General features: G+C 59.9%; 12 protein-coding genes. 6 read left to right on the forward strand and 6 right to left on the reverse strand.

All coding sequences use genetic code 11. From position 1 onward, the window contains the following. Positions 1-39: 39 nt before the first annotated feature. Complete coding sequence (locus tag ACUZ79_RS03515; RefSeq protein ID WP_449250714.1) at positions 40-1086, forward strand: DUF362 domain-containing protein; 1047 nt, start codon at positions 40-42, stop codon at positions 1084-1086. A gap of 17 nt (positions 1087-1103) precedes the next feature. Beyond that, positions 1104-1751, forward strand: coding sequence for a thiamine phosphate synthase (gene thiE / locus ACUZ79_RS03520; RefSeq protein WP_449250715.1), 648 nt, complete (start codon positions 1104-1106; stop codon positions 1749-1751). An 86-nt stretch (positions 1752-1837) separates the two neighbouring features. On the opposite strand, the gene ACUZ79_RS03525 is transcribed toward thiE, so the two are convergent. The 6 genes from ACUZ79_RS03525 to ACUZ79_RS03550 form a co-directional block, all read right to left on the reverse strand. After that, positions 1838-2161, reverse strand: coding sequence for a hypothetical protein (locus ACUZ79_RS03525; protein ID WP_192112181.1), 324 nt, complete (start codon positions 2159-2161; stop codon positions 1838-1840). A 15-nt stretch (positions 2162-2176) separates the two neighbouring features. After that, positions 2177-2782, reverse strand: coding sequence for a hypothetical protein (locus ACUZ79_RS03530; RefSeq protein WP_449250716.1), 606 nt, complete (start codon positions 2780-2782; stop codon positions 2177-2179). Between the two features lie 57 nt (positions 2783-2839). Continuing rightward, positions 2840-4564, reverse strand: coding sequence for a glycosyltransferase family 9 protein (locus tag ACUZ79_RS03535; RefSeq protein WP_449250717.1), 1725 nt, complete (start codon positions 4562-4564; stop codon positions 2840-2842). 12 nt (positions 4565-4576) lie between these two features. After that, a complete protein-coding gene (locus ACUZ79_RS03540) occupies positions 4577-5710 on the reverse strand; it encodes a VgrG-related protein (RefSeq protein ID WP_449250718.1) in 1134 nt (377 codons plus the stop codon). Positions 5711-5950: 240 nt separating this feature from the next. Beyond that, entirely contained in the window at positions 5951-6586 is a 636-nt protein-coding gene (gene traT / locus ACUZ79_RS03545; RefSeq protein ID WP_449250719.1) for a complement resistance protein TraT, read from the reverse strand. A 122-nt stretch (positions 6587-6708) separates the two neighbouring features. Further along, positions 6709-7419: a hypothetical protein gene (locus tag ACUZ79_RS03550; protein ID WP_449250720.1), complete on the reverse strand. Its 711-nt coding sequence runs from the start codon at positions 7417-7419 to the stop codon at positions 6709-6711. Positions 7420-7813: 394 nt separating this feature from the next. Between ACUZ79_RS03550 and topA the strand changes: the two genes are divergently transcribed. The 4 genes from topA to ACUZ79_RS03570 all read left to right on the forward strand — a co-directional run bounded on the left by topA (position 7814) and on the right by ACUZ79_RS03570 (position 13528). Further along, positions 7814-10054 (forward strand): type I DNA topoisomerase, encoded by a 2241-nt coding sequence (gene topA, locus ACUZ79_RS03555; RefSeq protein WP_449250721.1) that lies wholly within the window; start codon positions 7814-7816, stop codon positions 10052-10054. Then, positions 10047-11207 carry an XdhC family protein gene (locus tag ACUZ79_RS03560; RefSeq protein WP_449250722.1) on the forward strand — a complete coding sequence of 387 codons (1161 nt, stop codon included), beginning with the start codon at positions 10047-10049 and terminating at the stop codon, positions 11205-11207. Before topA ends, ACUZ79_RS03560 begins: the two co-directional genes overlap by 8 nt. Before the next feature lie 210 nt (positions 11208-11417). Then, the gene (locus ACUZ79_RS03565; RefSeq protein WP_449250723.1) at positions 11418-12059 is read left to right on the forward strand and encodes a thioredoxin; all 642 of its coding nucleotides are present in this window, start codon (positions 11418-11420) and stop codon (positions 12057-12059) included. Between the two features lie 356 nt (positions 12060-12415). Further along, entirely contained in the window at positions 12416-13528 is a 1113-nt protein-coding gene (locus ACUZ79_RS03570) for an efflux RND transporter periplasmic adaptor subunit (RefSeq protein ID WP_240823598.1), read from the forward strand. Positions 13529-13533 lie beyond the last annotated feature (5 nt).

The raw sequence follows: 13533 nt of genomic DNA on the forward strand, positions 1-13533 counted from the left end.
GGTCTTTACAAGGGGCCGGACGGGCGGCATAGTCCGGGCATGGAAAACAGCACAAATACCCCGCCAGCCGGGCTGGAAAACAGCCCTGTGGCCGCCCCGGCTTCACTGCCCGTGGCCTTGTTGCAGCAAGAGGATTACCACGATCCCGGCTTGGGCAGGGCTGTGGGCGACGTCATGGACGCTGCCCGCCTGACGGAGCTTTGCCACCTGCGCCCCGGTGCGCGCGTGCTGGTAAAACCCAACCTTTTGCTGGCAAAGCCCCTTGCTTGCGTTTCGCCGCAGGTTGTGGCCGCCGTATGCGCCTGGCTTATGGACCACGGTGCGCGGGTGCGCGTGGCGGATTCGCCGGGTTTTGGACGTGCGGCCTCTGTGGCTCGGGCTGTGGGCCTTGAAGCAGCTTTGCGCCCCCTGGGCCTTGAAGTTGAAGAGATCGGCCCTGCGCAGCCGGTGCCCCTGCCCCTTGAGGGCGAAGCGGCGCAAAAGGCAGGTTTGCAGGCGGGCGGATCGCGCTTTCATGTGGCGCGTTTGGCACTTGAGAGCGATTTTATTGTGTCGGTTCCCCGGGTCAAGGCCCATGCGCAGATGCTGGTGACGCTCTCTGTCAAAAATTGTTTTGGTTGCGTGCGCGGCCTGCACAAGGCTTTTGCCCACGCCCGCGAGGGGCGCGACCCCTTGTTTTTTGCAGACTGTCTTGCCGCGTTGTGGGCGGCCTTGCCCCCTGTTGCCGCAGTTGCGGACGGCGTCACGGCCATGCATGTTACAGGGCCGAGCAACGGCAGCCCCTTTGCCCTGGGCGTGGTGGGGGCCAGCGCCTCAGCCGTAGCTCTGGACGAAGCGCTGTATGCCGTATTGGGCCTTGCGCCGCAGGATGTGCCTCTGGGTGCGGCCCTGCGCCGCCGTCATGCCTGGGGCAGCGCCCCCGCAGAAGGGCACGATGGCATGCGGGCGGTCTTTCCCCTGCGAAGTCCATCGGATTTTTCATCTGCCGGATTTCAGTTGCCAGCGGAGCTTTCGCACACGTCCTTTCATCCTGCCCGCTTTGTACACAGTTGTTTTCGCCGTATTGTTGCGGCATTCAGAAAATAGCCGCCAAGGAGCCTCATATGCCCAGAATCCTGCCTGGAGAAACGGATATTTATGCCATCACGGATGCCGGTCTTTCACTGGGAAGGCCGCTTGAAGAAGTTGTTTCCGCCCTTATGGGGGCAGGCGTGCGCATTTTGCAATATCGCGAAAAAAAGCTGAAATCCGGTGCAATGCTGGAGGAATGCCGCCTGTTGCGGCGGCTGACCAGGGAGGCCGGGGCCTGCTTTATCGTCAATGACCACGTGGACATCGCCATGTTGGTGCAGGCCGACGGCGTGCATGTGGGGCAGGAGGATCTGCCTGTTCCCGAAGTGCGTAGCCTTGTGGGACCGGAAATGATCATCGGCCTTTCCACCCACCTGCCGGAGCAGGCCCGCGAAGCCCGCAGCCTTGGCGCGGACTACATCGGCGTGGGGCCGATTTTTGCCACCAACACCAAGGAAGACGTGGTTGATCCCGTAGGGTATGAGTATCTGGATTGGGTTGCCCGCAACGGAGATTTGCCCTTTGTGGCCATTGGCGGCATCAAACGGCATAACATTGCGGAAGTCGCGCGGCACGGCGCGCGTTGCTGCTCGCTTGTGAGCGAACTGGTCGGCGCGCCCGACATCCGCACCAGAGTGGAAGATGTGCGTAAGGCCATGCGTGAAGGCATGGTGGGGTAGGGTCCCGGAACAGGCCAGCCCCAAAAATAGGTGGCGGCACACGCTGTTGCGTATGCCGCCACCTATGATTTTGAACGCACGGTGTGCTATTGCAGCGCCTGACCCACGGCCCTGTGGTAGCCGCGCATGCGGCGACTTTCGAGGCGTGAGCGTTGCAACTGCGACCTGATTTCGCTGTGCGCCCTGGTGGCAAGTTCCGTCAGTTGATCCTGCACACGGGCCAGTTCAATCAGGTGAGTTCTGTACTGGTCGGCCTGGCTGTCTTCCAGCATGTGCCAGGCCATGCTGGTCACTTCGCCCCGCCTTTCGGCAAGCTCGACCGCCCTGTCGTATGCGCCGTCCTCCAGTGCCGCCATTTCCAGACGGGCAAGGTTCAGCGCTTCATCAAGAAGGCATACTCCCTGATTCATGCAAGCTCCTGAGGCCTATTGGGCCATGTGTTCGACAACCTGCTTGTGCAGAATCTCGCTGGTGGCGCGCCAGTCGTCGCACAGCGGGATGAATTCATATTCAAGCAGGTCTGCCAGAAGAATCCAGTCTTCGTTTTCCAGCACGTCACCCATTTCAGAAAGCAGGCTGGAGAATTTTTCGGTTTTTTCGGCAAAATCGGGCAGAGCGCCATCCGTGTAGTTGGAGCGCAGTTCGCCCAGCATGCCCATGAAGTCGCGGGTCACGTCCAGCAGATCCTGAAAAAGTTCCAGGGCGTCCGTGTCAGAGGCGGCGCGGAACAACCGGGCCACTTCGCGCGAGCCGTGGGCCATCATCTGGGCGACCTTGCCCATTTCGGCGGACATATCCACAGCCATTTCAGCCATGGGCACAGAGCGCACCTCAATGGAAGAAATTTCGGAGCAGGCGATGTCTTCGGCCTGATGCGGATAAATCTCGGAAAACGCCTCGTTATTTACCAGAACGTCCGTGACCACGCGGTTGGCCATCTGGTCTTCCTGCATGACATCCTTGAGCAGTTCTTCAAGGTTGGCAAAGGCAGAAATGCTTTTTTCGCTTTGTGAGCCGTCTATGATTATCATTCCAGTTCCCTCCTCTCCCCACAGGGAAGATTTTACCGTAATGTGTTCTGAGTATATTTAAGCAAATGACGTGCCATCGGTAAATTTATGGCGCCAAATAACGAAATGCGCGCCAAGCTGGGCAGTAAGCTCCAGCAGGTCGTCCAGCCGGTCGCCGCGTTCCTGGCGCAGTTCACGCCAGAAGGCTCCCAATGAGCGCAGCTCGGGGCAGGCGTCAAAAACTGTTTGCAGGCGTTCGCAATTACGCAAAAACAATTGTCCTGCCTTGGGGCTCTTGCCGAGCAGCTGCCCTTGTTGCGTAAGTATTTCAAAAAGTTGTGCGGCCTGCTCCAGCGAGGTTGCCATGCGTTGCGTAAATTCGGGAGAAAATGCGCCCGTCTGGCTGTCCGCATGCGCGGTGCCGTGTGCAGATGCTGAAGGGGCGTTTTTTTCAGGCTGGCGGGTATCCGCGCTCTGTTGCCCCCCCGCTGCGGGCCGGGCGGTGCCGTCCAGTTCGTCAAGTATCTGACGCCAGAAAATCCGCTGCTGCGCAAGCCATAAGCTGCGATCTGCGGCGGCGTGCTCCGTAAGGCAGCGCACGGTCATAAAGCCCTTGTCGTCCTGCTCCGTCAGCCATACGCGGGCCTCGCTCTCCACAAGGTCAAGCGGGGCGGCATCCCATCGTCCAGCGTCAAGCCATGACAGGGCGAGGGATTCCACGCTCCGGGGGCTGATGTGCGTCACGCACGCCAGATTATTGGGGCAGGGGCGGCCAAAGGGGCAGGGATGGCAGGGCAGGGCAGGTTCCAGGCAGCAACAGCCGGGCAGATAGGGGCCAGTGTCGCAGGGCTGGGCCGTGGCAAGGAATATGGCCAGGCAGGGCACACCAAGGCCAGCAGCCAGATGCATCGTACCTGTATCATTGGTAAACAATAACTTTGACCGGCGCAGCAATGCCGCCAGTTGGGTGAGACTGGTTTTGCCCACGGCGTCCACCCACGGGCCTTGGGCTGCCTGAACATAGGCCTCGGCCAGCGGGCGTTCGGCAGGTGAGCCAAGCAGCACCGGGCAGAGCTTGCGCTCGCGCCACAGGCGGTCGCCCACCTCGGCAAAAAAATGTGCGGGCCACTGCCGCCGTGCTTCGCTTGCGCCCAGCTGCATGGCCACAAAACCGCATGTCTCCGGCGGAGCCCCGGCAAGCAGGGCATCCGCTGCATCCTGGGCATCCTGCGGCGGATCGGCCAACCCTTGGCGGGTCTGCACGGCTGCTGCTGGCGTGTGCGGCGCGCCTACCATGCGGAACATGTCCGCAATATTAAAGGGAGCGCTCAGACGGTTTGTAGCGCCGCTGTTCAGAAATGTGGACCAGATGCCCCTGTTTTGCCCAAAACCGTGCGCGTCAAGGCAGAATCCGCGAATCTCGGCCTGCCCGTCCGTATGTCCGCCCGCCAGCAAGCCTGTGAGCAGCCGCGCAGGTAGGGTGGTAGTCAGGTTGACAACGCAGCCTGGCCTGGCCTCGCTCCTGACGGTGCGGGCAAATTCCAGCAGAAGAGCCGTTGCGATGCGCCAATCCTTGTCCATGTCGGCCATGAGCCGCGCGCCGGGCAGGGGCCAGGTGCGTTCTACATGGCGCAGCAGGGGCTGGGCGCTGGAGAAATTGTCCAGACACACCAGATGCACGGTCTGGCCCTGACGATACAGATCCTCAATGAGGGGCTGGCATTGCAGAAGGTCGCCAAAACGCGTCAGGTTGATGACCAGTGTGGTGCCTGAGCGGTCAGCCGCAGAGCAGGTGGTCTCCATTGATTGACCGCCTTATGCCAGCGCCGAGGTTTTGCCGCCGTTCAGAAGGTTCAGGGCCAGGGCCTTTTCTTGCTTGAAGCGGTTGGCCACGGCTGCCTGAATATTGCTGTCGGAAGATCCAAACTGCCCCACGCGTATATTGTACACGTTGTTGATGAGGTTGCGCTCATAGGCGGCATCGGTCGGTTTGCCGCTCATGGCGTGCGCCCTCTCGAATATGCGGGCCGCGCCCGCTGGGCCGTGTTGCACCGATGTGCTCCAGATAACCTCCCGCATGGCGGTGGAAACCTTGTCGGGGTTCAGGCCGATGCGCTGAGATATGGATTCCAGCGCGGGTTTGTAATGGCTCTGGCGTACAAAGGCCTCCTGAAGATCCTCAAAACGCTCGGGCTGTTCGTTGGCAATGGCGCGCCATGTGTCGGGCATGGCTCCCTTGCGGCTGCCGGTATTGCCAGGGCCGGATGATCGCAGGCGCTTGGAAAGATCCGGCGCTTCCGTGTCCAGAAAATCCAGAAAATCCTTCAGGCTGCCCGCGCGTGACGATACCTGATACTTGCCGTAGGAGGTGCCGCCGTTGCGGTCATAGCCCACGGCGGCAATGCCGTCGCTGCCAGACTCAAAGCGGGCTGAAAGCTGACCGAGCTCCATGTCCTCTATCTTGTGCGAGGCCTTGGTGCGGGCCTGAGCCTGGGGCTGGGTGCGCGAATGGACAAAATCGCCCATGCTGAGTCCCTTGATGCGGTTGTCCATGGCGCTGGTCATGGAGCGCAGATGCCGGGCAGTACCCATGCTGCGGGCAAGATCAAGGGTGGAGTTGCCGCCGGATACTGTCTGCATGAGGCTGTCAATGGCCTTGGTCTGCCGCATGTCGGTTTCAGCCTTGCTGAATACCTGTGTGCGGGCAAGATCGCTTGGCGAGCGCCCTGCCAGTACCATGCCCTGCTGCCCCATGTTCCCGGCCAGGGTCATGCCTGCGCGCTGCATTTCGGCAGTGCTGGCGTTTTCCGCATTGGTGGTCTGGCCGCTCATGATGTTGGCAAAGGACGCGGGGTTTCCGGCCTGTGCAGACGCAGTGCGGCGTGGAGCTCCCGCCTGGGCCTTTTGTGCATCAGATGGGGGGCGGATCAGAAAATTGGAAAGTGCCATGTGTTCCTCCTGCGGGGCTGAGGCTCCGCGTTGAGGAAAAAGCAAGTACAGTGCCAACTCTGGATATGCGCGGGTAAAACGACAGGTTATATTTTGCGGATCAGGCCTGCGCCGGAATGCTGACGCTGGCGGAGGAACCCGTCAGGGCTGCCGCAAATACCAAGGACAACCGACAGCGTCGGTTGCCCTTGGGAAAGACGATGGGGTAGGGGTTCCGGCGGGGCTTCCGCGCGGAAACGGCTACTGCTTGGCGGGCTGGGCTGGGGCTTCTTCGGTGTTGGCGCTGTGAACGGAGGTCGCCAGTTCCTTGGCAAGGGTTTCGGCAAAGACCGGGGGCATGCCCGCGCCGGTCTTGAATTCCTGATGGGCAAGCAGGGCAATGCGCATCTGGCTGCTGCCAACGGCATTGCGCTTGCCAATGTTTTTGAGATTTTTACTGCGGGACCCCTGAGTGCTTGGAACATGCCGCTGCACCAGCAGCACATCCGCCACCATGGCGGTACCGCCCTTGCCGCTCAGTTGCGAGGGTGCGTCATACCCGGCAGTCACCACCTGACGGGCGGTTTCCGGCGCGGTTGTCCCGGCGGCGAGCACGACTATCTGGAGGATGTAGCCCGCTTCGCTGGGGTTTGGGACTACCGTGTAGCCCTGGCGTTGCAGCCATGTCTCCACCTGGGTGCGCAGGCCGAAAACCTTGTTGGTATTGTCGCGCACGTTAACATAAACCGCCGGATGGATGTTCACATCGGCTTCCGGCTCCTCAATCTGGCCCTGGCGCAGCACTTCCACGCGTGCTGCGTCCGCCGATTGGCGCACGCAACCGCAGAGGGAGGCAAAGACCATGCACAGCATCAGAATATAGCGGATAAAGGACATACGGCTCCTTTGAGATGCCGCCGCCAAAAAAGGCGCGGATCTGAGTTGGATTCGGGGGGAGATAATATTTGCGACCAGCCTCGCCGGGCGAGGGCCGGAATGCGGATAGCGTTGGCGCGAAATCAGGAGTGCAGCGACTCGAGAATCTTTCGGCTTAAGGTGTCCTCTAGGGCGGGCAGGATTTCCTCCTTGCCCATGTTGGCTCCTTCAGCGCGTACCGTGGTGCGGTGCATGTCCGCATCTGACGGCTCCTGTCCGTTGCGGCCCACGCCCACAAGAGCTTTCATTCCCCATATTTTGCTTTTGCCGGAACTGTCCAGCAGGGCCGCGCCCAGGCCAAGGGCCGCTCCTGCTCCTGCTCCCCAGGCTGCCCCGCTTCTGCCGCCGGTTGCGCCGCCAAGCAGCACGCCCAGCATGGCTCCGGTGGCGGTTGAACCCAGGGCATGCCCTGCGCTCACAGGCGCGTTGCGTGAACCCAGAGGATATATGTCCTCCACCTTCACGCGTATGAGCAGGTCTGCCTTTTGTGCAGAATCGGCGGGGGTCAGATCTTTTTCGCTCTGCAGATAACTCGTGAGCATGGATTCAAAGTCGGCCTTAAACGAGGCGTCGCCGCCGCTCACGGCCACGTGCACGGTCTGCCCCTTGCGCACCTGTACACTTTGCAGCGGAGCATCAGAAACGTCTGCATCGCTGCCTGGCTGCGCTCCGGAATCTGCGGCAGGGGGAGTGCCCGGCTGCTCCTGATGCGTTGCGCAACCCGCGCCAAAAGCAAACATGGTCAGCAGGCACAGAACAGCGGCAAAGTTACGTGGCAGAAAACAGATTGGCATATGCTTCCTTGCAATTTTGAACGACACTATCATAAATAGCGCAGATCGGCCTTGCTGTCCAGTTTGGCACGGTTGCCCCCAGGGCAAGCGTTGTTGGCGTATGGAACTGAGACAGGTCGGGACTTGACAAATGCTTCGTACTTGACGCTATTGGTTGTGTCGCGCATGGCCGCCAACGGGGCGTTATGGCGCTGTAATGGATTTTGGCAACGGGAAATAATCGTTGCGAGGGCGTGTTGCGTTGCGATTGCACGCAAGAAAAATTGCGTGAAAACACCGCCCTGGCAACCATATACGTGACGGTGCAGGGTGCGGGCGCAAGCCACGCGATGGCGTGAGCGTTAACAGGGCCGCGCGTTTTTTGCCGGCAAGCACGAGATAACCGAGGGGCAGCATGGGCAAACAGCTTATCATTGTGGAATCACCCGCCAAGGTGAAGACCATCAAGAAGTTTCTGGGGCCGCAGTACATGGTGCAGGCCAGTGTTGGCCATGTGCGCGACCTGCCGTCCAGCTCGCTTGGTGTGGACGAAGCCAACGACTTTGCGCCGCACTACGAGGTTATAGACAATAAAAAGAATGTTGTCAGTGAACTCCGCGCTGCCGCTTCCAAGGCTGATACCGTATATCTCGCGCCCGACCCCGACCGCGAGGGAGAGGCCATTGCCTGGCATGTGGCGGAGCTTATCCGCGACAAAGCCAAGGACATCAAGCGCATCCAGTTCAACGAAATCACGGCCAAAGCTGTGAAAGAAGCCCTGGCGCACCCGCGCGAGCTCAACGGGCATCTTTTTGACGCCCAGCAGGCCCGCCGTGTGCTGGACCGTCTGGTGGGCTACAAAATTTCGCCCCTGCTGTGGAAGTCCATCAAGCGCGGCATTTCTGCCGGACGCGTGCAGTCAGTGGCCCTGCGCCTCATTGTTGAGCGCGAGGAGGCCCGCGAGGTCTTCAAGCCCGAAGAATATTGGCTGTTCAAGGCCTTGCTGGCAGCGGACGTGCCGCCTCCGTTCAAGGCCGAACTTGCCAAGGTGGGCGGCAAAAAGGCTGTGGTCAGCAATGCGGCCCAGGCCAAGGATATCGAAGATGCCATGGCGGGCAAGCCCTTTGTGGTGGAAAGCGTGGAAGAAAAAGAGCGTGAACGCGCTCCGCAGCCGCCTTTCATTACCTCAACTTTGCAGCAGGCTGCCAACCAGCGTCTTTCGTACACTGCCAAGCGCACCATGAATATTGCACAGCGCCTGTACGAGGGCGTTGAACTGGGCGACAGGGGACTCACGGCTCTCATTACCTATATGCGTACCGACTCCACACGCATTGCCGATGAAGCCCGCGATGCGGCCAAGGCTTTTATTGAAGGCAACTTTGGCAAGGAATATCTGCCCAAGCGGGCCAGGGTCTACAAGGCCAAGGGCGGCGCGCAGGACGCGCATGAAGCCATCCGTCCTGTTGACGTGACCATCACGCCCGACGAGGTGAAAACCCACCTGCCGCCGGAGCAGTACAATCTTTATCGGCTCATCTGGTCGCGCTTTGTGGCCTCGCAGATGGCCGGGGCGCGCTTTCATGACACAACGGCCAGTATTGCCTGCGCGCACACGCAGTGGAAGGCCAAGGGAGAGCGCCTGCTGTTCCCCGGCTTTCTGGCGGCCATGCCTCGCGGCAAGGATGAAGCGGACGCTGAGCTGCCGCCCCTGACCGCTGGGCAGACGCTCACGCTCGAAAAGCTCGACAAGGAGCAGAAGTTCACCCAGCCCCCGGCCCGCTTCAGCGAAGCAAGCCTTGTGCGCGAGCTGGAAGAACTGGGCATCGGGCGTCCTTCCACCTATGCGGCCATTATTTCCACCCTTCAGGACAGGGAATACGTGAGCCTGAAGGAACGCCATTTTGTGCCTACCGACCTTGGGCGCGTGGTATGCACACAGCTTGTGGAGCATTTCGGCAAGCTCATGGACGTGGGTTTCACCGCCCAGATGGAAGAAAACCTGGACAAGGTGGCCGAAGGTCAGGAACAGTGGGTCGAACTGCTGCGGCGTTTTTCGGAAGATTTCAATCCCACGCTGGCGGCTGCGTCCAAAAACATGAAGAGCCTCAAGGGGGGCATGCCCGCAAACCTGCCCTGCCCTGAGTGCGGCAAGGACCTGCTCATCAAGTTTGGCAAGGCCGGGGCTTTTCTGGCCTGTTCCGGCTATCCGGAATGCCGCTACACCAGCAATTTTGAGCGCACGGAAGACGGCACCGTGGAAGCCGTGGCCCAGGAAAAGCCCCAGTATGAAAAAGTGGGGAACTGCCCGCAGTGCGGCAAAGACCTGGTGATCAAGAAGTCCCGCACGGGCAGCAGCTTCATTGCCTGCACGGGCTATCCCGATTGCAAGTATGCGGCTCCGCTTTCCACCGGGGTGCCTTGCCCGCGTTGCGGCAAGGGGTCGCTGGTTGAAAAAAGCACCAAGCGCGGCAAGATATTCTATTCATGCGACCAGTACCCGCAGTGTGATTTTGCCCTGTGGGACAAGCCCGTGCCCGGCCCCTGCCCACGGTGCAATTCGCCCTATCTGATCGAAAAGAAAAGCCGCGATGGCGCAAAGGTCATCTGCCCGGTCAAAGGGTGCGGCTATGTGAAGGAGGATGGAGATGGGTAAGAAAAACGATGCCTCTCTGTTGCCTTCAGGCGGCGAAGGCCTCAAGGGCTCGCCGGAATCTCTGGTGACAACCCCGTGGGAAGATACGCTTGAAGCCCGCGCTGCGGCCCTGCTGACGGGGGGCGAACCTCTGGTGCTCGTAACCGTGGTGAGCCGCACAGGCTCTGCCCCGCGCGAAGCTGGAACCCGCGCCCTTCAGACGCTCAACGGATTTGAAGGAACAGTGGGCGGCGGCCTGCTTGAAGCCCGCGCCATGGAAGCGGCCCGCAACAGCCTTGCAAGCAGCCTTTCTGCGCGTGTTTCGTGTGACATGAGCGGCTTTACGCCCAACAGCGACATGATCTGCGGCGGCGGCATGGAAGTTCTGTGCGAGGTGCTTGCACCACGTCAGGCTGAAATGTTCGCTCTTGCGGCAGAGGTGCTGCGGCTGGGCGGTCGGGGCGCATGGCTGGTTGAATTGCGCCGGGACGGCGTCTCGCTGCATGGCGAGGCGGAAACACCGCTGCGGCGGCTGTTTGTTGATGCCTTGCCGGAACATGCCGTTCAGCCCGAAGGCGTCACCGTGGGGCTGGACGCAGTAACCCCCCTGCTGGAGACGCGTAAGGGTCGCCCTGGCCTGGTAGACGTGGACGGGCGCATACTTTACGTGGAGCCTCTGGAAGCGCCGCCTGTGCTCTTGCTGTGCGGCGGCGGGCATGTGTCGCTGGAAGTTGCGCGGCTGGCCCATTCCTGCGGCTTTGTGGTAGACGTGGTGGACGACCGCGAGGAGTTTTCCAATGCGGGGCGCTTCCCCATGGCCCGCCATTGCCGGGTTTTGCCGGGCTACGAAAATCTTGTGCAGACCTGCGATATCGGGCGCAGACATTTTGTGGCCATTATCACGCGCGGGCACAGTTTTGACCGTGAGGCCCTGGCTCAGGCCCTGACAAGTCACGCCCAGTACGTGGGGATGATAGGCAGCAGAACCAAACGCGAGCAGGTGTATGCCGCCTTGCGCAAACAGGGTGTGCCAGATGCGGAACTGGCTGCCGTATGCTGCCCCATTGGCCTTTCCATAGAGGCGGAAACCCCACAGCAGATTGCAGTTTCCATTGTGGCCGAATTGCTGGCCGCCCGTGCCGGAACTCTCGTGCGCCTGCGGTTTGACGACTAGAGCCGTTGGCAATGAAATGAACTAACTGCTTGGCAATAATTTCAAAAAATGTTTGCCGGGCACGGCAGGCAGGTTTTCCTGCTGTAGAAGATCATTTCAGGTGTTGCCATGCCCTGAAAGGCGAGCGTGCGCTACTCCGCCGCGCAGTTGCCTGCTGCTGGACTGCCGGGTGCGCAGATCCTTTATCCCTTACCCTCCAAGGCGCTTTGCATGACCCTTACAATTGTCGCCCTGCTGTTCCTCCTGCTTGTAGGCATTTATATAAATGCCAGGATGCGTACTGCGCGCCATCTGCGCTGCATCGCAGAGGAGAAGGGCGATATTGCCAAAGCCTCCGGCATGACGGCCAGCATCGGCGTTTTTTATCCTGATGTAAGCGCTACCGTTGTTATGGGCGTTTCCGAGGAAATAGGGGCCTGTTATTACCGTGTGCTGCGCGATGGCAAGGTCATCAACCGCAGCCGCATCAATCTGGCCAACATCAAGCGTGTGGAACTGCTGATCAACGGCGATGTGCGCAAGGTGGGCATTTCATCCGCACAGGCCACCAGCTTCCTCAAGGCCACCGATGTGGCAGGCAGGATACTTACCCAGTATTCCCCGGCAGACCTGCGCGTCATGCTGCGTGCTGGCCTGCGGATTGTTTTTATGGGTGAAAGCGGCGCAGAGAAGCAACTGGAGATAACAGTGCTGCGCATGACTGACGAGCGCCACAAATTCAAGCGCATGGAGCTGTTCAAGGATACCGTGTGGTGGGTGGTCTTTCTGGACAGCGCAAGCGCCAATGCCAGACATATCAGGGAGTACTTCGAGAAGAGTGAACCCCCTGATTCAGATGGAGAATTTTTCTAAAAAAATGTCTAATAATTTCAGCATGTTATAAAAAAATACCACGATATGATAACTATCTGAAATTACAGGGAATAATCGTTTCAAACATTTGGCGGTCCCACAGCCCGATACATTGCTTTTTGGCGTGAACTGTGCTTTTTAAAGGGGTGGTTTACTGCAATTGTCGGTGAGTTTACCAGGCTGGGGCTGTATGACGCCCCCAACGCGTCATGAGGCGCTTGTTCGCGCCAAATCTTTCATGCTGATCCCCCCCAGGAACGACGTTTAGCGATGACCCGTCTCGGTGGAAAATTAAGCCGCCGCCGTTACGCCGTGCGTGTTTTGAGCGCCGTGCGCCACGCCATATGGAGTTATTCATGAGTATCAGACCTATTGCAAAAATTTCAGTTGTATTGGGGCTTTGTCTTGCCCTGGTCGCCTGCCAGAGCGACAAAAAAGGACAGCCCGACATGCGCTTGCCAGTGTCGGCTGTTGAAGTAACCGTCGCCGATGCCTCCTGGCCCAGCCAGTTCCAGGCGCAGGCCTCAGGCTCACGCGCGGTTGAAGTGCGCGCCCGTGTTCAGGGGATTATTGAAAAGCGCCTGTATAACGAAGGTGATTTCGTTAAGGCGGGGCAGCAGATGTTCCAGCTTGAACGCGATCAGTACGAAGCCCAGATGCAGCAGGCGCAGGCCCAGTACGTGAACGCGGAACGTGAATGGAAGCGTATTCGCCCCCTGTACGAAAAGAACGCCGTTTCGCAGAAAGACCGCGATTCTGCCCTGGCCGCGTACGACAGCGCCAAGGCATCCCTGCGTCAGGCCAAGATCAATCTGGATTACTGCCAGGTGGTGGCCCCTGTCTCCGGCTACAGCAGCAAGGAAAACTACACCCCCGGCAACCTGGTGAGCAACAATTCGCTGCTTACCTATGTGAACCAGACCGACCCCATGTACATAGACTTTTCCATTGCCGCGCCTGACCGCATGCTGCGCCAGCAGCTTGCAGCCTCGGGCGTCCTGGTGTTCCCCAAGGACAACCGCTACAAGGCAAGGTTGCGCCTGCTGGACGGCACCATGTACGGCACGGAAGGCGACGTGACCTTTATCGACAGCCAGGTGCAGCCCACCACGGGCGTTATCAAGGCCCGCGCGGTGTTTCCCAATACCGACGGGCAGATCATGCCCGGGCAGTATGTGCGCCTGTTTGTGGAAGGCGACATCCTCAAGAACGCCATTCTTATTCCGCAAAAGTGCGTTATCGTGACCCAGAAGGGTACCGTGGTCATGGGGCTGGACAAGGACGACAAGGTCTACCCCATTCCCATCACTGTGACTGTGGCTGTGGGAGATCAATATCTGGTGGGTTCCGGCCTCAAGGGCGGGGAACGCATCATCAGTGAAGGTATCATCAAAGCCCGCCCCGGGACTCAAGTGCGCGTGCAGCAAGCCGGTGGGCAGCAGCCCCAGGATGCCGCGCCGAAGAAGTAGGTAGC

This window comes from Desulfovibrio faecalis (assembly GCF_053570625.1).